This is a genomic window from Microcoleus sp. PH2017_24_DOB_U_A, assembly GCF_020738205.1.
Classification (GTDB): Bacteria; Cyanobacteriota; Cyanobacteriia; order Cyanobacteriales; family Microcoleaceae; genus Microcoleus.
Genome location: NZ_JAEQCT010000045.1, coordinates 72,525 through 96,273, shown reverse-complemented (window position 1 = coordinate 96,273; position 23,749 = coordinate 72,525). Strand labels below are relative to the sequence as shown.

Annotated in this window: 22 protein-coding genes; 12 read left to right on the top strand and 10 right to left on the bottom strand. The window is 45.2% G+C overall.

Features of this window, described 5'->3' with window-relative positions; genetic code table 11:
* Positions 1 to 5: 5 nt before the first annotated feature.
* The 3 genes from JGK07_RS13650 to JGK07_RS13640 all read right to left on the bottom strand — a co-directional run bounded on the left by JGK07_RS13650 (position 6) and on the right by JGK07_RS13640 (position 3,655).
* Positions 6 to 1,388 (bottom strand): oligosaccharide flippase family protein, encoded by a 1,383-nt coding sequence (locus JGK07_RS13650; protein ID WP_293189492.1) that lies wholly within the window; start codon positions 1,386 to 1,388, stop codon positions 6 to 8.
* A gap of 265 nt (positions 1,389 to 1,653) precedes the next feature.
* The gene (locus JGK07_RS13645; protein WP_293175408.1) at positions 1,654 to 2,442 is read right to left on the bottom strand and encodes a TIGR03943 family protein; all 789 of its coding nucleotides are present in this window, start codon (positions 2,440 to 2,442) and stop codon (positions 1,654 to 1,656) included.
* A gap of 136 nt (positions 2,443 to 2,578) precedes the next feature.
* Complete coding sequence (locus JGK07_RS13640) at positions 2,579 to 3,655, bottom strand: permease (protein WP_293189491.1); 1,077 nt, start codon at positions 3,653 to 3,655, stop codon at positions 2,579 to 2,581.
* Between the two features lie 562 nt (positions 3,656 to 4,217).
* Between JGK07_RS13640 and JGK07_RS13635 the strand changes: the two genes are divergently transcribed.
* Complete coding sequence (locus JGK07_RS13635; protein ID WP_293189490.1) at positions 4,218 to 5,678, top strand: ATP-binding protein; 1,461 nt, start codon at positions 4,218 to 4,220, stop codon at positions 5,676 to 5,678.
* A gap of 177 nt (positions 5,679 to 5,855) precedes the next feature.
* Here the strand turns inward: JGK07_RS13635 and dnaN are convergent, their stop codons facing one another.
* On the bottom strand, positions 5,856 to 6,995 hold the full coding sequence (gene dnaN, locus JGK07_RS13630) for a DNA polymerase III subunit beta (protein WP_293175402.1): 1,140 nt from the start codon (positions 6,993 to 6,995) through the stop codon (positions 5,856 to 5,858).
* A 217-nt stretch (positions 6,996 to 7,212) separates the two neighbouring features.
* Between dnaN and JGK07_RS13625 the strand changes: the two genes are divergently transcribed.
* Positions 7,213 to 7,503 carry a hypothetical protein gene (locus tag JGK07_RS13625; protein ID WP_293175400.1) on the top strand — a complete coding sequence of 97 codons (291 nt, stop codon included), beginning with the start codon at positions 7,213 to 7,215 and terminating at the stop codon, positions 7,501 to 7,503.
* 227 nt (positions 7,504 to 7,730) lie between these two features.
* On the opposite strand, the gene JGK07_RS13620 is transcribed toward JGK07_RS13625, so the two are convergent.
* Positions 7,731 to 7,940, bottom strand: a complete 210-nt coding sequence (locus JGK07_RS13620) for a hypothetical protein (RefSeq protein WP_293223719.1) — start codon at positions 7,938 to 7,940, stop codon at positions 7,731 to 7,733.
* Between the two features lie 519 nt (positions 7,941 to 8,459).
* On the opposite strand from JGK07_RS13620, the gene JGK07_RS13615 reads away from it, so the two are divergent.
* Both JGK07_RS13615 and JGK07_RS13610 read left to right on the top strand, forming a co-directional pair.
* Positions 8,460 to 9,410, top strand: coding sequence for a diiron oxygenase (locus tag JGK07_RS13615; RefSeq protein ID WP_293223716.1), 951 nt, complete (start codon positions 8,460 to 8,462; stop codon positions 9,408 to 9,410).
* Positions 9,411 to 9,412: 2 nt separating this feature from the next.
* Positions 9,413 to 10,138 (top strand): glutamine amidotransferase, encoded by a 726-nt coding sequence (locus tag JGK07_RS13610; RefSeq protein WP_293189487.1) that lies wholly within the window; start codon positions 9,413 to 9,415, stop codon positions 10,136 to 10,138.
* A gap of 324 nt (positions 10,139 to 10,462) precedes the next feature.
* Here the strand turns inward: JGK07_RS13610 and dnaA are convergent, their stop codons facing one another.
* Entirely contained in the window at positions 10,463 to 11,833 is a 1,371-nt protein-coding gene (gene dnaA / locus JGK07_RS13605; RefSeq protein WP_293175392.1) for a chromosomal replication initiator protein DnaA, read from the bottom strand.
* Between the two features lie 1,038 nt (positions 11,834 to 12,871).
* Here dnaA and JGK07_RS13600 point away from each other — a divergent pair.
* Entirely contained in the window at positions 12,872 to 14,116 is a 1,245-nt protein-coding gene (locus tag JGK07_RS13600) for an HhoA/HhoB/HtrA family serine endopeptidase (protein WP_293223714.1), read from the top strand.
* A 101-nt stretch (positions 14,117 to 14,217) separates the two neighbouring features.
* Positions 14,218 to 14,751 (top strand): peptide deformylase, encoded by a 534-nt coding sequence (def, locus tag JGK07_RS13595; RefSeq protein WP_293175388.1) that lies wholly within the window; start codon positions 14,218 to 14,220, stop codon positions 14,749 to 14,751.
* Positions 14,752 to 14,869: 118 nt separating this feature from the next.
* Here def and JGK07_RS13590 read toward each other — a convergent pair whose 3' ends face one another.
* Entirely contained in the window at positions 14,870 to 15,556 is a 687-nt protein-coding gene (locus JGK07_RS13590; RefSeq protein WP_293175386.1) for a PEP-CTERM sorting domain-containing protein, read from the bottom strand.
* 188 nt (positions 15,557 to 15,744) lie between these two features.
* Here JGK07_RS13590 and JGK07_RS13585 point away from each other — a divergent pair, with 188 nt between their 5' ends.
* From JGK07_RS13585 to JGK07_RS13575, 3 genes are all read left to right on the top strand, one after another.
* Complete coding sequence (locus JGK07_RS13585; RefSeq protein WP_293189485.1) at positions 15,745 to 16,305, top strand: AAA family ATPase; 561 nt, start codon at positions 15,745 to 15,747, stop codon at positions 16,303 to 16,305.
* A gap of 126 nt (positions 16,306 to 16,431) precedes the next feature.
* A complete protein-coding gene (locus JGK07_RS13580) occupies positions 16,432 to 17,001 on the top strand; it encodes a TerD family protein (protein WP_293175382.1) in 570 nt (189 codons plus the stop codon).
* Between the two features lie 201 nt (positions 17,002 to 17,202).
* Entirely contained in the window at positions 17,203 to 17,802 is a 600-nt protein-coding gene (locus JGK07_RS13575; protein WP_293175380.1) for a TerD family protein, read from the top strand.
* Positions 17,803 to 18,244: 442 nt separating this feature from the next.
* Here the strand turns inward: JGK07_RS13575 and sufD are convergent, their stop codons facing one another.
* The 3 genes from sufD to sufB form a co-directional block, all read right to left on the bottom strand.
* Positions 18,245 to 19,567, bottom strand: a complete 1,323-nt coding sequence (sufD, locus tag JGK07_RS13570; protein ID WP_293189484.1) for a Fe-S cluster assembly protein SufD — start codon at positions 19,565 to 19,567, stop codon at positions 18,245 to 18,247.
* Positions 19,564 to 20,355, bottom strand: coding sequence for a Fe-S cluster assembly ATPase SufC (sufC, locus tag JGK07_RS13565; protein WP_293204420.1), 792 nt, complete (start codon positions 20,353 to 20,355; stop codon positions 19,564 to 19,566). The genes sufD and sufC overlap by 4 nt, the downstream gene beginning before the upstream one ends.
* A gap of 360 nt (positions 20,356 to 20,715) precedes the next feature.
* Positions 20,716 to 22,155 (bottom strand): Fe-S cluster assembly protein SufB, encoded by a 1,440-nt coding sequence (sufB, locus tag JGK07_RS13560; protein ID WP_293175374.1) that lies wholly within the window; start codon positions 22,153 to 22,155, stop codon positions 20,716 to 20,718.
* 185 nt (positions 22,156 to 22,340) lie between these two features.
* Here sufB and sufR point away from each other — a divergent pair, with 185 nt between their 5' ends.
* The 3 genes from sufR to JGK07_RS13545 all read left to right on the top strand — a co-directional run bounded on the left by sufR (position 22,341) and on the right by JGK07_RS13545 (position 23,610).
* Positions 22,341 to 23,030, top strand: coding sequence for an iron-sulfur cluster biosynthesis transcriptional regulator SufR (gene sufR, locus JGK07_RS13555; protein WP_293175372.1), 690 nt, complete (start codon positions 22,341 to 22,343; stop codon positions 23,028 to 23,030).
* The gene (locus tag JGK07_RS13550; protein WP_293175475.1) at positions 22,979 to 23,143 is read left to right on the top strand and encodes a hypothetical protein; all 165 of its coding nucleotides are present in this window, start codon (positions 22,979 to 22,981) and stop codon (positions 23,141 to 23,143) included. Before sufR ends, JGK07_RS13550 begins: the two co-directional genes overlap by 52 nt.
* A gap of 89 nt (positions 23,144 to 23,232) precedes the next feature.
* Complete coding sequence (locus JGK07_RS13545; RefSeq protein WP_293175370.1) at positions 23,233 to 23,610, top strand: hypothetical protein; 378 nt, start codon at positions 23,233 to 23,235, stop codon at positions 23,608 to 23,610.
* Positions 23,611 to 23,749 lie beyond the last annotated feature (139 nt).

Genomic DNA, 23,749 nt, shown 5'->3' with positions numbered 1-23,749 from the left:
AAAATCTACCTATATTTAAATATGTCATGAGTTCGTACCAGATCCTCGGGTGATATTTTATCGATAGGTAGTCCGCCACCCAGAGACTTTCTCACCAAAAGTATGATTGCTAGTGTCCCTAAAAACATTGCTGTCAACTTCATGTCCTCCCAAAAACAAGTTAGCCCTTCTTTCCTAAGACCGTAGGTAACTACTAAATAAGTAGGAATGTCACCGACAGCTACAGCAATCACAGCACCTAAATTACCCATAAAATGATATCCTACTGGGATGCCGATAGCGATACTCAAGAAAGTTGCCAGATTGCCCATAGCTGCGTACTGAGATTTTCCGATAGCTAACAAACAAGAACCCATCAAATTGTGGATAGTCGTGTGCCAAATACCTAAAGCCAAGATTGGCATCATCCAAGATGCTGCCATATACTCTTTCCTGTACAGTGTTAAAATTATCTGATCTCCAAAGCTCACAAAAATTGCTAAGCCTAGGGCTAAAGGGATCAGAATCAAGTTGCGGTTTTTGAGGATTTTGGCGCGCAATTCCTCGCGAGGTAAGTCTGCTAGCATCGAAATCGAGGGAAAAATTACCCTACCTGCGAGGGCGATCATTACTTGACGGGGCATATCGCCGAGGGTAAAAGCAATGCCGTAAATGCCCAACATTGTTAAACTAAATATTTTTCCGAGAACTAGGCGATCGGCTTGAGAACACAGAAAATATAAAATTGTAGACAAAAATATCCATTTTCCATACGAAAATATTTCTTTAACTGCCTCTCGCTCCCAAGCAAAGCGGTTTTTATGACCGCGAATCAAAAAATGGCTCCATACTAATTCCACTACAGAGCCTACGAAACCCCCTGCGAGGATAGCCCAGATACTGCGATCGAACCATGCCCAAACAATCATGACTGTAGTAGAAATGACCTGTATGGCCAATTCAAACATTACTACGTTCTTAACTGTCATTTTGCGTTCGAGAATGGATACGGAAGTAGATTTAAATCCTCCTATGAGAGTAGTTAGACTTATGACCGGAATCAACCACAGGAGACGGGGTTCTCCATAAAAAGTAGCGACTGGCCAGGTGATTAAAATTAAACAAAACCAAATAAAAACACTGCGAATAACTTGCATTGTCCAAGCGGTGTTGAGAAATTCTGGTTCTTCTCCACGCTTGTTTTGGATGATACTTGGGCCAAGACCTATGTCTGTAAATAGGTGGACACCTGTGATAAAAACGTAGGCTAGACCCATTAGACCAAATAGTTCTGGTAACAGCAGGCGCGTCAGGATTAGGTTGCTGCCGAATCGGATAATTTGACTGCTTCCATAGCTGGCGATCGTCCAGAAAGCACCTTTAAGCGCTAATTTTTTTTCAGATGACATATTCAGATGACATATAGGGAGAACTTATTTTCTAATTACGAGTCTAGTTGCTGAATTTCCTGTTGGCAACTGCTACAGGATGTTGCTGCTACTTTTATAGCTGACTTTACTTGATGTTAATTGTCCTACGGAGGACGGGCTCTTCTGGCCCATGCCACAATCTCAAATACAACAGATTTCAAGTCGCGAGATTAAAGTTGCCCACTGGCGGGATGCCCATCTCGCGATCGCCAAGGTAAAATTTAATCTCCAACTTGCTGGCTGTCTAATAATCATAAGGGTTTTTAGGCTCGGGAATCGATCGGAGGGAGGATGCTTGAATAATTAATTTGCGCTTGCCTTGCAGTTCTTCTACGATCGTCTCTCCTTCTATTTCTAGCCAACTGTCTGGGGCGAAGGCGGTGCGACTTTGACCGATCGGTAATTTTACCGGCAACCCGATCGGATAGGCGTCCGCCGCGCAGCAGGTAATGATAAAACGCCCGATCCACATATATTGTTCTGCTACCTTGGGCGGGTGAATCACAAATCCTTGAACCTTGACTTTTTGACCTCTATATGTATCGGGTTCGGGATTGAAATTTAACAGCCGCACCCATTCGATGAGCGATCGCCTTTCGGGTTTTGTAGTATTGCGAAATTCTTGGGGTTGCAGTCTGGTGATGGGCAGGGATTCGGTGAGGCCTCGTTCGAGTGCTGTCTGGCTGGTAAATGTGCGTGGCGTTACTGCTAAACCGATCAATGCGACGCTCAACATTAAGGTGCTGCCGATACTGGGGGGAAATAAAGTAATGTGTTCAACTTCTGTACTTCTGAGAGATTTATTTGCTGGCGATGTCCGGGATTGCTTTTTGGCGCGATCGACCTTTAAGAGTTCCCAAGTTTTTAACCCGCCAATAATCATTAAGCCGATTCCTCCCGCTACAGTCAACCCAAAGTAATTCGGGTGAATGAGAATGCTTAATTTCCCGGTGATCCAATATTTGAGGAGTAATATTCCCCACGCTAAGATAGCTAGGGCGTCCAGCCAGGGGCTAATTTTCTTGAAATTCATTTTTTAAGAGTCATTAGTCATTGGTCATTAGTCATTAGTCATTGGTCATTAGTCATTGGTCATTAGTCATTGGTTATTGGTCATTGTTTATTGGTCATTGGGAATCTCTAGTTATTTTTCCGTCTAGGCTCATTTATTAACCTAGATACAAATTGACAGCGAGGGTCATTAAAAATGTTAACTGAGCTGCCAAGACCATTAAGTAAATTACAGAGCGACCTTTAAAAATAGATAGCATTAAACCGATGCCTTTGAGGTCAATCATCGGGCCGAAAATGAGAAATGCTAACAGCGAACCGCTGGTAAATGTGGAAGCAAAAGAAAGGGCAAAAAAAGCATCTACTGTAGAACAAATCGATACGACTGCCCCTAATAGCAGCATCGCCAGAATCGAAGAAACAGGGCCTTGGCCGAGGTTGAGAATTAGTTCGCGGGGTGCGCCAACTTGAATGATGGCGGCGATCGCACTTCCGACAACCAACACTCCTCCCAATTCCCGCAACTCCTGTACCATAGTATCTAAAAGCAGGCGCAGACGCTCTTTAGAAACGCGGTGGAACATCGAGGAACGTTTCGAGGTTTTGTCAGTTTTGCCTGTTTTTAAGGGCTGTCGCTGGTCTTGTAGCAAAGATTCGATCGGCACTGCACCGCCCTGACCTAGCATAAAAGTTCCCGACTGCAACAGTAGCGGAGTGTCGGCTGGGGCGAGTTCTGTTTCGGACAACTCTGGTTTTGGGAGAGGAATCGCGCGGGCTACAGAAGGGTGTAACAGAGGTCGCAAATCTGTTTGGACGCTGAACACCCAGCCGATAATTGTGGCTATCAAGAGAGAAAAGACTACCCGCAAAACTACAATTTCGGGCTGATCGCGAAATGCCGTCCAAGTCGCCCAAATTACCACGGGATTGATGGTGGGGGCCGCGAGTAAAAAGCCGATCGCGGCTGGTGCGGGAACTCCCTGCATTAGCAACCTGCGGGCTACGGGGACGTTACCGCACTCGCACACCGGAAACAAAAAGCCGATCGAACTACCCATCAAAGCCGCCAGCAGCGGGTTTCGCGGGATGCGGGATACGAGTTTGCGTTCGTCTACAAAACCCAGCAGCAAACCTGAGAATAAAACTCCCAGCAGCAGAAAAGGTATTGCTTCTACTAACAAGCTGAGAAACAGGGTAAAAGCATTGTTTAACTGATTCGTTAGGACTGGTTGCATCGATCGCCTACTGGTAAATTGCTATCTCGTTACACGTATTTGGCTGAGCCCCTGTAGATCATACCTTCTTCACAGCGCTAAGTTAAGATTCAGTTAAAACTTTTTTGCGATCGTCCTCAATCTTATAGCAATCATTAGAATTTCCAGATTCTGGTAAGGACACGGCAGTGCCGTTTCCCTACAGATGCTCGCCTACAATCTCTATGTTCCCATATTTAATTAATTATTTTTCAGCCCTCTCAGGTTATTGTTAACAATAGGTTAAGACTATAACTCAAGGTTAATTAAGAGTTAAATACTCGAACAAAGCGTTAATACCCCTCAAGCCAATATAAAATAAAGTCAGGCATAATTGCCAGGGCGCATCTATCTCGGTCATACTCGAACTTGCCTAATACTGGAAGTGGTAAAATCTCATTTACCACCGTAAGTTTTTTGTGTAATTTAAAATTCCGTTTCCCAGGAGAATGTCGGCCAAAGCACTCAGCTACTCATCGACTGAGCTTTGGTGGCTAAATATCTGTTGGCAAATATAACCCCAAAAAAGCGTGCTGATGAATTTATGTTAAATACCTCCTGCATAGAAAGACCAGTCCAACCGCTCTCCCAGGCTGACTTAGGAGAACTTTCTTTAGATTCTACTCTCGTGGAATTGTCGCTTTACGCTTTTAACGTAGAAGCTACGGATTTGGGAATGCAAATTTCCCAGATGTTAGAAGCCAATCCGCTGTTACCGGGAGTCATTTTAACCGATCGAGGTGAATTTGCGGGGATGATTTCCAGGCGGAGATTTTTAGAATTTCTCAGCCGTCCTTTTGGGCGAGAATTATTTTTAAAGCGACCTGTGAGGGCTTTGTACCGCTTTGCCCAAACTGAGACTTTAATTTTCCCCAGCAATACTTTAATCGTGGATGCAGCCCGGAAGTCGCTGCTGCGATCGAAAGAACTGCTTTATGAACCAATTGTCGTTCAAGTGTCGCCTCAAAATTATAGTTTGGTAGACGTACACGAACTGCTAGTAGCCCAATCTAATATTCACGAACTAGCAACAAAATTACTGAGACAGCAAACTCAATCTCAACTAATTCAAACCGAAAAACTAGCCAGTTTGGGGCAGATGGTTGCTGGAGTTGCCCACGAAATTAGAAACCCCGTCACCTGCATCAGCGGAAATCTCGGTTTTTTGTCAAACTACTCAAAAGACATCTTGCAATTGCTGACTGCTTACGAACAAATTGTCGGCCCTAGCGCACAAATTGACGAACTCAAAGAAGACATAGAATTTGATTTCTTACAAGAAGATTGGGCGGAAATTCTCAAAAGTATGAAGGTTTCATCCGAGAGACTGACGGAACTTGTCACCAGCCTGCACACCTTCTCTCACATGGACGAAACCCACTTGAAAGAATCTAATATCCACGAGTGTATTGACAGTACGCTACTAATTATGAAAAACCGTCTCAAGTACGGGTTTAAAGTAGTTAAAAGCTATGGAAATTTGCCTTTGGTGAAGTGTTATTCTGGTCAGTTAAGCCAGGTATTTATGAATATTGTCAGCAATGCGATGGACGCCTTGGAAGAGCTAAAAGGAACCAAAGGTTTTGTACCTGCGATTACTATTCAAACTGAGGTAATAAACAGTGCTGACGGAGACTGCGTAAGTTCAGAATTAATGCAAAATTATGTTTTGGGCGATGGCGTCCCGCCCCGCAAGCTACGACAAAATGCAAAATTGCGATCGTCCGCCAGCCAAAATGGAGACTTCAGCCCAGAAGCAGCGGGAAAAAATCCCAATAATGCTTGGATAGCAATCAGAATTGCCGATAACGGGCCGGGAATTGCGCCCGAAATTCAGCGGCGGATTTTTGAGACATTTTTCACTACTAAACCAGCGGGGAAAGGTACTGGTTTGGGTTTGGCAATTACTCATCAAATTGTTACGGAGAAGCATAAAGGTAAGTTGAACTTGCATTCAACGCCCGGTACTGGTACGGAATTTGAGATATTGTTGCCATTAATTTGAAGGCAGTTGAGGATGAAGAATACCCGGCGGTTGAAACCGCGTCTATACAACCAAAACCCGCCTCCGCGGGTTGAAGAACGAGTTGTTAAAATTACGTTTTATTCTTCAGTCCGCGGAGGCGGACATCGTTTGTGTAGACGCGGTTTCCAACCGCCGGATCCTATCTTCTTCCAGCAATTAAGGTCGAAGCTGAACAGGCATTACTAAGAATGTGGCATTGACTCCGCCCAAAGGCTGAAAAATTACAGGGGCAAGAGCACCGTTTAATTGCAGTTGAATTTCGGGAGATTGAGCCGTTTTCAAAATGTCAACTAAGTATTTCACGTTGAAAGCAATATCTATGCTTTCTCCCGAAATCTGTGCCGCCATTGACTCTTTACCGCAGCCGACATCTTTGGCGTCTACTGACAAAGTAATTTCCTGATTTTCCTCGTCGATGCTACATTTGAGGATATTATTTTTTTGATCTGCAAAAACAGCAATTCTTTCGACTGCGGCTAAGAGCGATCGCCGCTCAAGAGTAATTTGCCGCTCAAAAGAGGGCGGAATCAACTGTCGGTAGGCGGGATATTGCCCTTCCAAGGTGCGGGTTGTCAGGCGCTGCTCGGCCCATTCAAACACTACTTGACCGTGTTCAAAATGTAGGGTGACTGGTTCAGTCCACTGTCGCATCACCAGCATTCTTTCTACTTCCCGCAATGCTTTAGCGGGTACAGTCACCTCAAATTCTTCTTCGGTTTCTTCACCTTCTGCTTTTTCGTTGGCAGTTTGAACTACTGCCAATCTGTGGCCGTCTGTAGCTGCAAATTCTAGGCAATCTTTCAGTACCTTTAAATGCACGCCTGCCAGTACCTGTTTTGCTTCGTCGGGGCTAGTAGCAAATAAAGTTCCTTTGAGTCCTTCTATCAAGGCTTCGGGCGGCAATTTCAGGATTGTTCCTGCTTCGATTGCCGGCAATTCTGGGAATTCTTCGGGGCCCATGCCTCTGACTTGATAGCTGCCAGAACTGCAAGTGAGACAAGCGACGGTATCTCCGGCTTCGTCTTCTAAAGTAATCTCTCCATTTGGGAGTCTGGAAACTATATCGTTGAGCAATTTCGCGGGTATGGTAAAACTACCGCCGCCAGTCACTTCTGCTGCAAAGCTGGTGCGAATACCCAAACTGAGATCGAAAGCTGTTAAGCTAACCCGCTGATTTTCCTCATCCGCTACTAAGAGCACGTTGGCTAGTACGGGATGTGTCGGGCGGGAGGGAACGGCCCGACTTACCAACGAGAGGTTGGCGTTGAGGTCACTTTGGGTGCAAACCAATTTCATGAGATGAAGGTTAATTAACCGGATTTGAGATAGAAACAAATCGTATCACAGAAAGTCGGTGGCTCGGTTTTTCTGTGTGTAGGTGTGCACACAGCACCAGATTCATTTTTAATTTGTTGAATTATTTTTCTGGGGTTCGCTCTGTGTAAACTGTGGAAAACAAAATTAAATGCTTGTCTGAAAAGGCTTGTAGTTGCTTTTTGCCTGTGGAAAACTTGTGGAAAAGCTGGAAAAAGTCGATCGCCCGCCCCTCGATCCTCAAAAACTTTTTTCAGCCAGAGAGTTAAGGATCTTTAGGGTGTCGATGATATCGAAGAATGTCCAGGTTAAAAGCATCCGTGATATTTTCCACAAACTTACGGTGATTTGTCCACAGGTTTTTCCACAGCTAATCTCAAATCCGATGCCACCGGATTTGAGATTACCCACAGTCAGGACACGACGGTGTACCGTTTTCCTACAATTGGCGATCGTTACATTCGAGCAAGACAAGCTGAAGTGCATTTAAATTGTATAGTCAAGTTTAAAAAAAGTTCTGTGGGGTGGGCCAGAAAGCCCGCCCGAAAAATACAATTTAGACGCGAAACAGCTTATTCAGCCGAGATATATTTGAAATTGAAGCAACGCCTGATATTACAGTCGCCAAACCTCGATATCATAGAATCCGTTTAACAAAAAAGTCGCCTCCCTACTTAAGCATCCAGCTAATTCTAGTGAGGACATCATTGTTTACCGTCAAAGCCTCAAACCCTTAAGTATATTGAATGCTTGATGAATATCAGATTCTGTAACTGCGCCATATCCAAGCACCAAATAACAATTTGCCTCTTTTGCATCAGGCTCAAAGTAAGCTGCCCCTGACCACAAACCCACTCCTCGTTCTGCTGCGAGATCCACAATCTCGTCTGCGGGCTGATTAGGTGGAAGCTTAATCCAAAACTGCATACCACCACCAGGGAGTTGCCAACTCCACTCTGGAAACAACTCTCGTAAATACAGCGGTTATCAGAAAGATTCGCGGACGTTGTTGGGCTTGGGCCCTCTTGGTTTAAACGGTTATGTAAGCTGTCAGTTATACCTCATCTTTTTGAGAAAGGCTATACGTAGCGATCGAGTCTCGTTCTCGAACTTTCAACGAAACTTTTAGGACTAAGGGTAAGCATCCTATGGATAGTAACCACTAGAGGGTTTGCCCATACAAAGCACCATATATTTGGGCGTTGTGTTGATACTAGGATTGGTATCGCTAGATTTTTAGTATCCTTTTTCGTTAGAAATCATACAAGACGAAATATTCCAGCAATGGTACACTCAAAATATCTTTAATTGGAGCATTAGTTAGCTCCAATGACGCCACATCATATATAGTAGTAAATGTTTGTTACTAATGAAACGGAGTTGATTAGGAATTGTAAATATTTATTGCCTGTAACGTTGTTTCCCTTAATGTCAAGGAACTTTTTCATGATGACAGTGAACAAGCTAGGTGCATCTATCTTTCAGGAAAACTACAAAAGCCCTTTGGGCCGATGGAATGAATCAAGTTGGATACGGAACAAACCTCTTCGGGAAGGTAACATTGAAGGTTCACCCTTTTCTCCAGATCTCGTCCCGTTAGCCGATCATCCTGCCATTGCGTCAGATTCAACTCATCGGGTAACGGTTCTAGCTTATCGACTCCTTGCTCATTTACAATTCACAACTTTGTTGGAATTGAGTCATGTCAATCCTGTTTGCAGCAGTCTGGCTCAAGGAAATGCACCCATTTTTTTAAGCACGCTTCAGCGCAATGATGCTCTGCGAATTTATTGCGATGAAGGAGGACACGCTCTCTTTGTTGAATTATTTTCAACTCAGGTGGAGGAGGCATTCGGACTCGATCGATCGGTTATTGGTCGTCCACACTTCGATCGCATCATCGAGAAAATTATTGCTGAACATCAAACTCGGCTGTCGCCCCATCTCATTCAACTGTTTTTTGTCACAATCTCAGAAACTCTGGTGACAAAGGTTCTTAACAATGTTCCCCACGATGCTCAAGTCTCTCCTATTGTCCGTGCGGTTATCGGCGATCATGCGGCTGACGAAGCGTTGCACAGCGTTTATTTTCGTGGCTTGTTCCCCATCCTTTGGCAAAGCCTTGGATCCTATGAGCAAGAGGAAATGGGACAATTACTGCCACAACTGGTATGGGCATTTCTGGGCCCCGATCGCCAACTCGAATACAGTATTCTGAGGCGCTTAGGCTTTAATGCAAAGGATTCGGAAGGAATTCTAGAAGAGGTTTACGTACCCAGCCAAATTGCTAAATTTGTTCGACAAGCTGCCAATCCAACCTTAAAAATGTTTGCAGCCGCTGGAGTGTTGGACGATCGTACAATTGAGCAAGTTTTCGCAGATTACGAATTGATTTAAGGGTGACTACTTTGAAACACGCCACTGTCATTAGACATATTGCCTTTGAGGATCTGGGAAGTTTAGCTGAAGCATTGAATCAGCAAAACTACACAGTCAGATATTTAGAAGCTGGATCGGATGATTTGACTCAGATCGATCGCAACACAAGTCTGCTGATAATTCTTGGAGGCCCAATTGGAGCTTACGATGAGCAGGATTATCCGTTTCTAATTGATGAGTTACGTCTATTAGAATATCGTCTTGCTAACGATTTGCCTACGCTAGGGATTTGTTTGGGGGCACAGTTGATGGCTCGTGCTTTAGGAGCGAAAGTTTATCCTGGATTGCAAAAAGAGATTGGATGGTCTCCTCTAAACCTGAGTCTAGCAGGTCAGCAAACACCACTTGCTCACTTAGCAGGAGATAAAACAGCCGTTCTTCATTGGCATGGAGATACCTTCGATCTGCCTACTGATAGCACTCATTTAGCGGCTAGTGCGATTTATCAAAACCAAGCTTTTTCATGGAAAAAAGGAGGATTGGCGTTGCAGTTTCATCCAGAAGTCACAGCTCAAGGATTAGAACGGTGGTTCATTGGTCATGCGTGTGAAATTGGAGCAACGCCTGATATCACAGTCGCTAAACTTCGAGAGGATACAATTCGTTATGCTGGACATTTATCAGTTCAAGCAGCGAAGTTCTGGGAAGATTGGTTAGCGTCTTTACCGCAGGCTTTCAACAGTTGACAGTTGACAGTTGACAGTTGACAGTTTGAGAGTATATGTAGGGTGTGTCGCCCTAAACAATCTCTAAAAAAGAGTGAAAATCGGTGGGGCGACGCACCTTACACATTGGGTGAACGAAACAACCCTCCGTTTCACATCGCCCAACAATTTTATTGTTGCAACATTTTTTCACGCATGATATTACAAGGGCGAAGCATTTCGGTAGACAATTTATTAGTGATAACCAGAGATTGACTACCGAAATGCTTCGCCCCTACGAATATATTTGCACTCATTGAGATGCACCCGTCCGAATCCCTGTCATGGCTTCCTTCTTTCTTCTTCTTAACTTTTGCGGCTGACAGCGTTAATTCGATCGCTCAATTGACGCAAAGTTTGGGCTAAAGTCGGATCGGTATTCCGCAACTGAGCAATTTTGTCGCAACTATAAAGCACTGTCGTGTGATCCTTGCCGCCGAAAACTTCGCCAACCTTCGGCAAACTCAAATCGGTATGCTGCCGAATTAAATACATCCCGATTTGACGGGCAAAGCTAATTTCTCGCCTGCGGGAAACACCCTTCAAGTCTTCCACAGAAACATCAAACACCTCAGCCACAACTGCAATGACTGCATCGGGTGTCGCCTCTACGGTTTCAGTTTGCGGGTTCAAAATCGGGGTGATATTCTCCACAGTCATCGGCAAACCGGTAATAGAAAGATATGCTACGGCTCGAATTAAAGCACCTTCTAATTCCCGAACGTTGGAAGTGTAACTAGAAGCAATGTATTCTATGACATCTCGCGGCAGCCTCATGTTTTCATACTCGGCTTTTTTCTGCAAAATTGCCATGCGTGTTTCCAAGTCTGGCAATTGAATATCGGCAATTAATCCCATCGAAAATCTGGAACACAAGCGCTCTTGCAGGCGGGGTATCTGCTGCGGCGGGCGATCGGAAGCTAAAACTACCTGATTTCCGGCTTCGTGCAATGTATTAAAAGTGTGAAAAAATTCTTCTTGGGTGTATTCTTTGCCTTCGATAAATTGGATGTCATCTATTAATAAAACATCGGCTGCGCGATAGTGATCGCGGAAAGTTTGCATACTATCTTTGCGAATGGCAGCGATTAAATCGTTAGTGAATTTTTCAGTTGAAACGTAAAAAACTTTGGCGCTGGGGTCAATTTCTAAGCGATAATGACCGATCGCCTGCATGAGATGAGTTTTGCCCAAACCAACGCCGCCGCACAAAAATAGGGGATTGAATTCTCGGCCCGGAGACTCGGCTACTGCGAGGGCTGCTGCGTGGGCCATGCGGTTGTTGGAACCGACGACAAAGCGGGAAAATACGTATTTGGGGTTTAAATGGGCAGGTTTCGGCGGGTGTAGGGAGTGGCTTTCGGGGCTATCGGCGATCGGGGATGGCCAAATCATGGCGGAGTCGTTGCTACCACCTGTTTCATTTCCCCCGGCAATTGTCAAGTAAATTTCTACGGGATAGCCGAGAATTTCTTCAACTGCGTCGGCGATCGTTTTGACGTAGTATTTTTGCAACCAATTGCGAGCAAAGGGGTTGGGGGCGCTGACGATCAAACAGTTATTTTCGAGTTGTTCGGCTCTGGCCGTTTTGATCCACGTCTCAAAGCTAGGCCTGCTCAGTTGTACCTGGAGACGTTCAAGTATCTGATTCCACAGACTTTCGAGCGTAATGTCCACTGCTTACCTTTGCCGATCGGCATTCAAGAGATTCAATTTGTATTCTCACAGAACTCAGTTTAATCGAAGTGGCGATTTTGAATGTCGATCGATCGAGCGACATGGTGTCGGCTTGGGATCTGTTTGGGAACCCATATCTAGAGGCTCTGCCTCGTTGATAGTGGAGTAAAACAATTGCCCAAAATATTTTCCGTAACAATTATATACACGCTAAAGCAGTGTTAGACTCACCTTAACAAGCAAACAAGCGCCCCTAGCTGTTACTAGAGACGCTTTCGATCGCTTGTTTTTTTCAGAGCGACTGGCTGCCACCAAAAACGCTCGTCAATTTCCCATTTTTATGGTCTTTGTACAGACCAAGGAGTTTATATGCCGCTTCTAAAAACCTACAGAAATCTGTAAATCAAACTTAGCGGTCTATGTTTTGCCTAGAGCAAGTGCTATATGCTTGCCTTTTTGCTCAGGTTGGCCTACTCTTCCCAGTTAGAGACTGCCTTGATTAGCAGAGGACTTGAAATATTTGGTTTTTTGACGATCAGTTTGAGCCAAGTGTTTTTCTGTGGTTTTCATACCCAGTAAGCTTTAGCAACCCGCACTAATCAAGCGTTTCCCCAGTTTATCACAATTATTGTTGGTTTTCGTCAAATTCTGAGAAAACCTAGACAAACCTATGTATTTTGGCAACTGCCTAAAACCCTGAACAAAAAACACAAATAGCCCTTATTTCCCAGGCTCTTCCTCGCTTGTGTCTGATTCACGGGAGGTAGAGCCGATCGATTTATGTCCCCAAGTAGAGCCGGGAGACGAAAAAAAATGAGAAAAAATTTGAAACATGAGTGTAGATCAACAAGTTGTCTGAAATATTAACCTTAGCTAAAATCTACAATCGGCTGACCAAATTACTTTCGGTCAATGCTAGAGTTTAAGGGAGTCTGCCGATCGCCCAAAAATTTTGTTTGTGGCTCTGCGGATATAGCAGGTATCAAAGAGCTGCTAGGCAAGTATTTAAATTTGGCCCGAAAGCCTTAAAACGTAGCGATGAAGAGTTCTACTGGCAAATTTTGGAAGCAACCGGCAATTTATATATTGCTGCTGGTAACGGGAGCAGGAGCCGCCATGTTGGGCGATCGGCTGTCGGTTTCTCAATTGCGTGCAAATTCGGGGGATGGGGGACAAAGAACCCTGCAACCGAGATTGGAAGTGCCGCCTGCTAATACTAAGCCTCAAGCTAGCAAAGTCTTGTCGCCTGTTCCCTTGTCGGGGGATGCGGCTAATGTGAATTTTATTGTGGCTGCGGTGGCAAAAGTGGGGCCGGCTGTGGTGCGGATCGATGCTTCGCGCAAGGTGAAACCAGGAAATAGAGGGGTTTCGCCGGAGGATTTTTTTGGTGGACAACCAAATTCGGGCGGCAGGGGCGGAATCGAACGGGGTACTGGTTCGGGTTTTGCGATCGGGACTGACGGCGTGATTCTCACTAACGCTCACGTTGTAGAGGGCGCGGATACGGTAAATGTCACTCTCAAGGACGGCCGCAGCTATCAGGGGCGGGTGTTGGGGGCGGATAAGGTGACGGATGTTGCTGTGGTGAAGATTGAGGCGAATGATGTGCCTGTGGTGACGATCGGCAATTCTGATAAGCTGCTGTCTGGGGAATGGGCGATCGCGATCGGCAATCCTTTGGGTTTGGACAATTCGGTGACAGCGGGGATAATTAGCGCTACAGGGCGATCGAGTACCGAGGTGGGCGTACCCGACAAGCGCATTGGTTTTATTCAAACAGACGCTGCAATCAATCCGGGAAATTCCGGCGGCCCGCTGCTGAATGCTTCGGGTGAAGTGATCGGGATGAATACGGCGATTATTCAAGGTGCTCAAGGATTGGGGTTTGCGATTCCGATTCAGGCGGCGCAAGAGGTGGCGAAGGAACTGATTGCGACGGGGAAAGTCGAACACGCTTATCTGGGTATTGAAATGGCGACGCTGACTCCAGAGGTGAAGCAGCAAATTAACGGCAATGCTAACAGCAATTTGCGAGTTGCAGTCGATCGCGGTGTGGCGATTGTGAGTGTTGTTCCTAATTCTCCCGCAGCCGCCGCAGGTTTGCGGGCTGGAGATGTGATTCAAAAGATTAACAATCAGCCGATTATTCAGTCGGAAGCTGTTCAGGACTTCGTGCAAAATGCGAAGGTTGGCGGCAATTTGCAAATGGAAATCAACCGCAACGGGCAAATAGTTAATTTGAGTGTGAAACCGGGGAGTTTGCCCGTTCAACAAGTTCGATAATCAGTTGTCAGTTGGCAGTTGGCAGTTGGCAGTAGTTATTTAACAATAACCAAATAACAAATAACAAATAACCAATAACAAATAACAACTAACCAATAACTATGCCAGAAATCTTGCAAATTTCACAATTAGGAAATCCGGTACTGCGCCAACCGTCGCAAGTTGTCGAGAATGTGAAGGACGATCGCATTCAACAGCTAATCGACAACCTAATTTCTACCGTCCAACACGCGCACGGAGTGGGAATTGCCGCCCCTCAAGCTGCGATGTGCGATCGGCTGTTCATCGTCGCATCCCGCCCCAACCTGCGGTATCCCCAAGCACCGCACATGGAACCGACAGCGATGATTAATCCCCGGATTGTCGCGGCATCAACAGATACAGCCAAAGACTGGGAAGGCTGTTTGAGTATTCCGGGGATTCGGGGATTGGTGCCGAGAAGTAGGGCGATCGAAATTGAATACACTTGTAGAGACGGGAAACTCCACAGACAAGAATTGACAGACTTTGTGGCTCGGATTTTTCAGCACGAATACGACCATTTAGATGGGATCGTGTTTTTAGACAGGGTGGAAAGCACGACAGAACTGATGACAGAGGATGAGTATCAGCAGCAATTTGTTAAATTACTTTAGCTGTGCAATACTGTTAGCCGATTGTTACTCATTGTACTGGTGAGCAGACTGTTCGTGCAACCTATACAAAGTAGTAAATTCGAGATTTTGAGATTACATAAGTACGGCGATTGCATCCTCAAGATGCCATCTTTTTTGTTTGCTTGAAACCCGCAAAACCAACCAATGCTAAAGCAGTTCCCGCAACAGTCATTGGTTCGGGAACTGGTTCGGCTGCCGTGTCTGCCAGTTCATACAACATAGTGTTACCAGAGCGATAGGGCGATCGCTCAACACCAAGAAAATGAGTGCGAGCGTAGATATAAGTTTCAGTATATCCCTCAAATCCAGATATCCACCGACCGGGATTAGATAATCCATTGGTATCCAAAGACCAGGCTGCTCCTGACTCGTATCTCGTGTAATACTCTCCAAATCCTGTGTCTGGAATGTCAACTACTTCGGTTAATCTGTCTGAACCCCTAGCTTTTATGCCGCGAAATTCCCCTTCAAAAAATAAAGCTATTGCTCCTGCTAAATCATAATATTCTCTGCGTGGCAATCGATATTCTGGCGAACTTGGTCCAGCTAATCCGGCAACAAATACAGTATTTAATCTCCCTTCAGAAACTGTAGCTTCTTCTATGCCTATTCCTGCAATCCCAGAGTTGCTAAACTTAACCAAACCGCTGGCAAATCCGGGCGCCTTCAAATTATACGTGAGAACTGCCGAGCGGGCGATCGGCATATCGGCTATTGAAATTGCTCCGTAGCAGATCGCTGTCCCTGCTAAAACTGCCAGTATGTTTCGAGTATTATTGGTCATAACTTTTCAATGAAGTCCCTAATCAACTCGCTCTCTAATCGATGTAACTAGAATATCCCTCATAATAAATAATGGCAAGCAAGTATCTACAATATTCACAAACGTTTACGTTTTAAAATATTTTTATCACTCATTTTCTTGTATAGTTGTTATTGATATTAAAAGTTGGTGGTATAATTTTTAACATTATGAACAGCAATCAACAACCTGAAAATCATCAGCCACAAATTATTTTAATTACCGGAAATATGGCTGCTGGAAAATCAACAGTTGCCCAATCACTTGCCGAAAGGTTGCCCAAAAGCGTTCACCTGCGCGGGGATATCTTTCGTCGCGCGATCGTGAATGGGCAGGCCCAAATGACGTTAAATTTGTCAGCAGAGGCATATCAGCAACTTCAATTGCGCTATCACCTGGCAGCAATGGCAGCGCGACAATATCTCCAGGCTGGCTTTACCGTTGTCTATCAAGACATTATCATTGGTTCGGCACTTGCTGAGATAGTTGCCTCGTTTCATGATGTGCCGTTGTGTGCGATCGTTCTGTGTCCCTCGGCAGAGGTTGTAGCGGCACGGGATGCAGCACGATTGAAGACCGGATATGCCAACGAAACCATGGTTTATGAATTCGATCGCATCCTCCGCACCGAAACCCCTCATCTCGGTTATTGGCTGGATTCAACCCATCTAACGGTTTCAGAAACGGTCGATCGGATTTTGGCACATTTACAAGATGAATCAGTGAGTTGACATCGCTATGTGCCGAATGCGCGCTCCTAAATCAATCGTTTAAAGAGAAGACATATGATCCTTGACATTTAAAATTTGTCGTATAATTGTTAAATAACATCAGTGATGTCGCGAACAGGAGAGCAAATGTCAATTAACTTGGAAAAAGGCGGAAGAATCAATCTTTCTAAAGAAGCACCGGGGCTGAAAAATGCCGGGATCGGTTTGGGATGGGATATCAACGCTACAGACACCGGAGGGGCATTTGACTTAGACGCTTCCGTGTTTATGCTGGGCGCTGCTGGTAAAATTCCTAGCGAAAAATACTTTGTTTTCTACAATAACAACGAGTCGCCGGATTCTTCTGTAAAACATCTGGGAGATAGCAGAACCGGAGAAGGAGTTGGCGACGATGAAACCGTTACAGTTGATTTAACCAAAGTCGATCCAGCGGTAGAAGAGATTGTGTTTGTCGTGACAATCCACGAAGCGGAATCGAGAAGACAAAATTTTGGTCAAGTGCGGAATGCTTTTATCAGGATTTACGACACCACTACTAATACAGAAGTAACGAAATACGATTTGGACGAGGATTTTTCTCGGGAGACTGCGGTGGAGTTTGGCAGACTTTACAAGAAAGATGGCGAGTGGAGGTTCCAAGCTGTCGGACAAGGCTATAATTCCGGCTTGCAAAGCTTTGTAGATAAGTACGCCTGATCAGAAGGAAATAGAGAAGACGTAGGATTGAAACCTCGTCTAAAAAAACAAAGTCCCCAGAGGCGGACTGAAGAAAGTCAGGTAATTTCAATCGCCCGTTCTTCAACCCGCTGATATCGAGCTTTGTTTGTATAGGCGCGGTTTCAACCTAAATCTGATCAGAACTGTATTGCACGATAAACCTTACACAATTACAAAGATATGGCTATTAACTTGACAAAAGGACAATCGATCGTACTCAGCAAAAGTGAATTCGACTTATCCCGATTAACATTAGCTTTGGGCTGGGATGTAGCGCAAGCTAAAACAGGTCTTTTCGGTAGAAGCAGCGGTGCAAATTTTGACTTAGATGCCTACGCTTTGCTGCTGGGAGAAAATGGCAAATTAAAAAATTACAAAGAAGATGTAATTTATTACTCTCATTTAGAGTCGAAGGATAAAACAGTTGTTCATTCCGGCGACAATCTCACGGGAGCCGGAGACGGAGATGATGAACAAATATTTGTGAAACTAAGCTCTTTACCAGCAGAATATCACAAAATTATCTTGGGCGTAAATATTTACAATGGAAAAGACAGACAACAGCATTTTGGCATGGTAGAAAATGCTTTTGTGAGGGCTGTAGATGCAGCCGGAAAAGAAATTGCTCGCTATCGCTTGTCAAGCGATCCTTCCTATGAAGGCAAATTAAATATGTTGATGGGAGAAGTTTATCGAGAAGGTGGCGAGTGGAAATTTAAGGCCTTGGGAAATCCTTTGGCTGAAGATTTGAACGGTGTTGTCGGTTCGTTTATGCGGTGAATAAAAAGCTTCACTTGTGTTCAAAAGATAATTCATCTTTTCACATATACCCGCCTTCATTCAGTTGACAGTTGACAGTTGACAGTTGACAGTTGACAGTTGACAGCACTTGGGCTAGAAGGAAAAAGATAGGAGCAATGAATAGTCTGATTTTAGTTTATTCCTACAAGGGAGAGAGGCTTGAAACCAATTCTTTCTGGTAAAACAGACGGGGATTACATTTAGTTGAATAAATCAAAAATTGACAACCACAATTTTTGATTTAAATAAAAATCTATGTTTATCTAGATTGTCTGTGGTGGTGGGGCGGGTTTATATAGATTGTTTGTGGGAAGTAAATGTGATTGGTGAACCCGCCCTTACAGATTTGTTGAAAATTGTACAATATTTATGGGTAGGGACACAGCATTGCTGTGTCCTAATTTGTATGCTAACCAATCAGTTATTCTTGGATAGCCATGCAGGTAGAAAGCATTTTTGCCACTCCAACAATCGGCAATTGATTGAGCATTTCCGCCGCAAAAGCATCAATCAGCAAATAGCGACTTCTTTCTAAATCTAAGCCGCGGCTTTGCAAGTAGAAAAGTTCATCATCTTCCAACTGGCTGACAGTTGCACCGTGGGAACATTTAACGTTATCCGCCACAATTTCCAACTGCGGTTTTGTATCGACACGTGCTCTCGGCGACAGCAACAAATTCCGGCTCAATTGTCCGGCATCTGTTAATTGTGCGGCTTTGCGAACAAAAACTTTGCCGTTAAATACAGCGCGGGCTTTGTTACCGACAATGCACTTGTGCAATTGCCGACTTGTGCCGTGGGGATGATTGAAATCGATTAAACTGTGAGTGTCCGCCAACTGTTCGCCAAAGGCTACGGTTAAGCCGTTTAAAGTTGTTTCGGTGCCTTCGCCGCGCTGAAATACTTCTAAATTGTGCCGCGATATTTTGCCGCCCAAACTGATAGCATGACAAGTATAACGACTATTGCGCGCTTGCTCGATCGCACTTTTGCCCACATGAACAACATCCAAACCTTCGCGCTGAAGCCGAACATGATTCACCGTGGCGTTTTCACCGACAACAACATCCGTCACAGCATTCGTAAAAGCGGGTACATTGCCGATAGTTGCGTAATCCTCAACGACAGTGATGTTGCTGCCAGCCTCAGCTATGATTAAGCAGTGCGGCTGACACATCGTCCCAGATGCACCTGGTGCAGTCAGGAACAGCAAATGAATCGGAAGGTCGATCGGCATATTAGCCGGTACGAACACCACCGCAGCATCCACCAAACCCGCAGTATTCAAGGCTGTGAACACTTCAGTTTGCTGTTTGTGCTTGCTCAAAACATCGGTGATGCGCGATCGATATTTTTCCGGTACATTGGATAGATTACCTACATAAAAGTCCGGCAAATTCCCCGTTGACAAATCCGGCGCATAAAAACCGTTAACAAATACCAATCTTAATGGTAAATCATCCCGATTTTTCACAGGCATAATAATATCAGTCAGCTTAACATTTGACTGATTGCTCTGCGGTACATGAAAAGGAACTTGCAAAACCGGCGACAAATCAGTAAAGCGCCATTCCTCATCCCTCACCGTCGGAAAACTCGCAGCCAGCACATATTCAGTCGCCGCATCCCGCAAATCCTGCAACCCGTAAGTCGAACTTTCGCTATTAGCAACCTCCAACTTACCGCACTGATTAACCAAATCAGCCAAAAACATTTCCCTAGTAGCAACCTGAGTATTTATCATCGCGCGCCAACTCCTGCTGCTTCCTCTTCCACAACCCAGTCATAACCGCGCTCTTCCAATTCCAGCGCCAACTCTTTCGGGCCAGTTAAGATAATTCTACCAGCTTCCATGACGTGAATGAAATCAGGGATAATGTAATTCAACAACCGCTGATAGTGAGTAATCACCAACATCGAATTTTCAGCAGTTGACAACTGATTCACACCGCCAGCAACAATTTTGAGAGCATCGATATCCAAACCAGAATCAGTCTCATCCAAAATAGCTAACTTCGGTTCCAACAGCGCCATTTGCAAAATCTCGTTGCGCTTTTTCTCGCCACCGGAAAAACCCTCATTTACGCTGCGGCTCAAGAAAGCCGGATTCATCTTAACAATATCCAGCTTGTCCTCGATTAAATCTTGGAAATCAAAAGCATCTAATTCTTCCAATTCACGATGTTTGCGGTGAGCATTGTAAGCCACGCGCAAGAAATCGACATTGCTAACGCCGGGAATTTCTAAAGGATATTGGAATGCTAGAAACACACCAGCCAGAGAGCGTTCTTCTGGCGGTAATTCCAGTAGATTCTGCCCTAAAAATGTCACTTCTCCACCTGTTACTGTATAAGCGGGATGGCCGGCTAATATTTTGGATAATGTGCTTTTCCCTGAACCGTTCGGGCCCATGATGGCGTGAATTTCGCCGGATTTAATTTCTAGGTTCAAACCCTTCAGGATTTGGGTATCTTCAACATTCGCAGTTAAATTGCGGACGGATAGAATTACTGGACTATTTTCAACAATCATCTCTTTTTTTCCTTGGCCTCAATGCAGTTTACAGTGGGTGGGGGCGGGTTTATTTAACCTGTTTGCACCGTTTAAGGTTTTTGGTGAACCCGCCCCTACAAGTTTTTGATAATGGTGCAAGATGTGAGTTCTATCAGGGGCTTTTTGGTGGGTGGGGGCGGGTTTATTTAACCTGTTTGCACCTTTTAAGGTTTTTGGTGAACCCGCCCCTACAGGTGTTTGATATATGGCGCAAGATGTGAGTTCTATCAGGGGCTTTTTGGTGGGTGGGGGCGGGTTTATTTAACCTGTTTGCACCTTTTAAGGTTTTTGGTGAACCCACCCCTACAGGTTTTTTGATAATAGTGCAAGATGTGAGTTCTACCCGACACTTCCTTCGAGTTTCAGGCTCAACAGCTTATCAGCTTCCGCAGCAAATTCCATCGGTAACTGATTGAACACATCTTTGCAGAAACCGCTAATCATCATCGAAATAGCATTTTCTGCGGAAATTCCCCGCTGGGCGAAGAAGAACAATTGTTCTTCCCCAATTTTGGAAGTCGAGGCTTCGTGTTCCACTTTAGCAGTATGGTTCTGCACTTGAATATAAGGGAAAGTATTCGCTTGAGCGTTATCGCCAATCAGCATCGAATCGCACTGAGAATAATTCCGAGCGCCTTTCGCACTAGGCCCCATTTTCACTAAGCCGCGATAGCTGTTAGAAGAGTTCCCCGCCGAAATTCCTTTGGAAATAATTGTGCTGCGAGTGTTTTTGCCAACGTGGATCATTTTAGTTCCGGTGTCAGCTTGCTGTTTGTTGTTTGTCAGTGCTACTGAGTAGAATTCGCCTACGGAGTTGTCGCCGACTAACACGCAACTGGGATATTTCCAAGTAATCGCGGAACCAGTTTCTACTTGTGTCCAAGAAATCTTGGAATTGACTCCTTGACACAAACCACGCTTAGTCACAAAGTTGTAAATGCCGCCTTTACCATTAGCATCGCCGGCGTACCAGTTTTGCACTGTTGAGTATTTGATGTCGGCATTATCCATTGTTACCAATTCCACGACGGCGGCGTGCAGTTGGTTGGTGTCAAACATCGGCGCAGTGCAGCCTTCCAAGTAAGACACAGAGCTGTTTTCTTCTGCGATAATTAGGGTGCGCTCGAACTGGCCGGAATCTTCGTTGTTGATGCGGAAATAGGTTGACAATTCCATTGGGCATTTGACGCCTTTGGGAATGAAAACAAAGGAACCGTCGGTGAATACGGCGGAGTTGAGGGCTGCGAAAAAGTTGTCGCCGACTGGTACAACAGTGCCAAGATATTTTTCGATTAGTTCGGGATAGTCTTTGACTGCTTCTGTGATGGAACAGAAGATAACGCCGTCTTTGGCTAGTTTTTCTCTAAAGGTTGTGGCAATTGAAACGCTGTCGAAAACGACATCGACGGCGACATTTCCCAGCCGTCTTTGTTCGGATAGGGGAATTCCTAATTTCTCGAAGGTTTCTAATAGTGTCGGATCAACTTCGTCCAAACTGTTGAGCTTTTTGGGCTTTTGTTTTGGCGCGGAATAGTAGATAATGTTTTGGTAGTCGATCGCGGGATAGTTGACATGAGGCCAGGTCGGCTCGGTCATGGTCAGCCACTTGCGGTATGCTTTGAGGCGAAATTGCAGCAAGAATTCCGGTTCGTTTTTCTTGGAGGAAATCAGTCGCACTACATCTTCGCTCAAGCCGCGGGGGATGGTGTCTGACTCGATGTCGGTGACGAAACCGTATTTGTAGGGCTGGTTAACTAGGGTTTGGGCTGTAGAACTCATTATTTTGCGTGTTCAGTGTTCTAGATAAATCTCTGGATGGCAGACGGGGCAATGACTGTCTGGCTTGAGCGAGTTCTGCTGGACTGCTCTGGGAAGTTAAACAACAAATCTGTTGCTTTACTATATTTTAAGCTACATTAACAATAGTGATATTGTCAAAGTCTCAGAAATATTTTTTTGTGAAGATGATGCAGACTCAGCAGACTTCCACTAAACAAGACATCTTGCAGTTTTTGCTCAAGGGGGGTCAAGGGACGGCTCTCCAGTTGGCGGAGTCTTTGGATGTCAGCCCCCAGGCGATTCGCCGTCATTTGAAGGATTTGGAGGGGGAGGGGCTGATTCAGTATCGGTCGGTTCAGGCTGGGATGGGGCGACCGCAGCACATTTATGAGCTTACCAGTCTGGGGCGCGATCGCTTCCCGAATCGTTATGGCGATTTTGCGATTTCTTTTCTGGATACGTTGGCTGAGACTGTTGGCCGCGAGCAAGTGATTTCTATCTTGCGAAAACAGTGGCAACGTAAGGCGATGGAGTACCGCAGGGTGATGGGTGCGGGTTCGCTGCAAGAGCGGGTGGCTAGGTTGATGGAGCTTCGCAGGGATGAAGGTTACATGGCTGAGTGGTATCCTGTAGATTCTGTGGATGATGATTTGTGCGATCGCGATAAGGGCGATCGATTTGTGTTTATGGAACACAATTGTGCTATTTCTAATGTGGCTGAAACTTTTCCGAGTGTTTGTGGTAATGAGTTGGAGATGTTTGCGGCTGTGTTGCCGGATTGTACGATCGAGCGCACTCACTGGATTATTGATGGGGAGCACCGTTGCGGTTATTTGATTATTGCGAGGAAGGAAGTTCGGCAGCGGATTTTGTAACGGATTTAACGGATGTCACGGATGGCGGATTGGCAGCGGATTTTGTAACGGATTTAACGGATGTCGGTTCGGCAGCGGATTTTGTAACGGATTTAACGGATGTCACGGATTAGCAATAACAAATAACCCTTCGACTACGCTCAGGGCATCGCAAATAACAAATAACAAGTAACAAGTAACTAATAACAAGTAACTAATAACTATGGAACCATTAGCTGATTTTTTAAAGCCGGAAGAGTGCGCGGAAGTTGATATGGCGCTGTTGTCGTCGAAGGAGAAGTTTTCGGCGCGGCTGGCTATTTATGCTTTGAGGGTGTTGAAGCAAATTGCTGGGGAGACTGGTTTGCCGGTGGCTGAGGTGACTAATGGGCAGGTGATGGATTGGATTAAGAATGATGAGAGTATTAAAGGGTCGATCGAACTTGATGCTAGTTTTGAAAACTTTTTTACGAATTTGGTGGTTGCGTCTTTGCGGCCTTTGAGGCAAATTGCGACAGAAGTTGGAGGGGCGATCGAGCAATTAACAGTTAAGCAGGTTGTGGCGTGGTTTGAGAAGGATGCGAAGATTCGCAGAGAGTAGGGTATGGATGCTGCGTTTTTGGATTTGCGATCGGGCTGATGGGCGGGCTCTCCGGCCCACCCCACAAGAGAATTTACTGTTTGTGGAACAGGCATCTTGCCTGTTGGTGCGGGCGGGCTCTCCGGCCCACCCCACAAGA

Bases quoted from the DNA above. Each gene is read 5' to 3' on its own strand.
- sufD (WP_293189484.1), bottom strand. From the start codon at position 19,567: ATGATAAATACTCAGGTTGCTACTAGGGAAATGTTTTTGGCTGATTTG.
- sufB (WP_293175374.1), bottom strand. From the start codon at position 22,155: ATGAGTTCTACAGCCCAAACCCTAGTTAACCAGCCCTACAAATACGGT.
- JGK07_RS13615 (WP_293223716.1), top strand. From the start codon at position 8,460: ATGATGACAGTGAACAAGCTAGGTGCATCTATCTTTCAGGAAAACTAC.
- JGK07_RS13640 (WP_293189491.1), bottom strand. From the start codon at position 3,655: ATGCAACCAGTCCTAACGAATCAGTTAAACAATGCTTTTACCCTGTTT.
- sufC (WP_293204420.1), bottom strand. From the start codon at position 20,355: ATGATTGTTGAAAATAGTCCAGTAATTCTATCCGTCCGCAATTTAACT.
- JGK07_RS13585 (WP_293189485.1), top strand. From the start codon at position 15,745: ATGAACAGCAATCAACAACCTGAAAATCATCAGCCACAAATTATTTTA.
- JGK07_RS13580 (WP_293175382.1), top strand. From the start codon at position 16,432: ATGTCAATTAACTTGGAAAAAGGCGGAAGAATCAATCTTTCTAAAGAA.
- JGK07_RS13645 (WP_293175408.1), bottom strand. From the start codon at position 2,442: ATGAATTTCAAGAAAATTAGCCCCTGGCTGGACGCCCTAGCTATCTTA.
- def (WP_293175388.1), top strand. From the start codon at position 14,218: ATGCCAGAAATCTTGCAAATTTCACAATTAGGAAATCCGGTACTGCGC.
- JGK07_RS13590 (WP_293175386.1), bottom strand. From the start codon at position 15,556: ATGACCAATAATACTCGAAACATACTGGCAGTTTTAGCAGGGACAGCG.
- JGK07_RS13620 (WP_293223719.1), bottom strand. From the start codon at position 7,940: ATGCAGTTTTGGATTAAGCTTCCACCTAATCAGCCCGCAGACGAGATT.
- JGK07_RS13600 (WP_293223714.1), top strand. From the start codon at position 12,872: ATGAAGAGTTCTACTGGCAAATTTTGGAAGCAACCGGCAATTTATATA.
- sufR (WP_293175372.1), top strand. From the start codon at position 22,341: ATGATGCAGACTCAGCAGACTTCCACTAAACAAGACATCTTGCAGTTT.
- JGK07_RS13575 (WP_293175380.1), top strand. From the start codon at position 17,203: ATGGCTATTAACTTGACAAAAGGACAATCGATCGTACTCAGCAAAAGT.
- dnaN (WP_293175402.1), bottom strand. From the start codon at position 6,995: ATGAAATTGGTTTGCACCCAAAGTGACCTCAACGCCAACCTCTCGTTG.
- JGK07_RS13545 (WP_293175370.1), top strand. From the start codon at position 23,233: ATGGAACCATTAGCTGATTTTTTAAAGCCGGAAGAGTGCGCGGAAGTT.
- JGK07_RS13650 (WP_293189492.1), bottom strand. From the start codon at position 1,388: ATGTCATCTGAAAAAAAATTAGCGCTTAAAGGTGCTTTCTGGACGATC.
- JGK07_RS13635 (WP_293189490.1), top strand. From the start codon at position 4,218: ATGTTAAATACCTCCTGCATAGAAAGACCAGTCCAACCGCTCTCCCAG.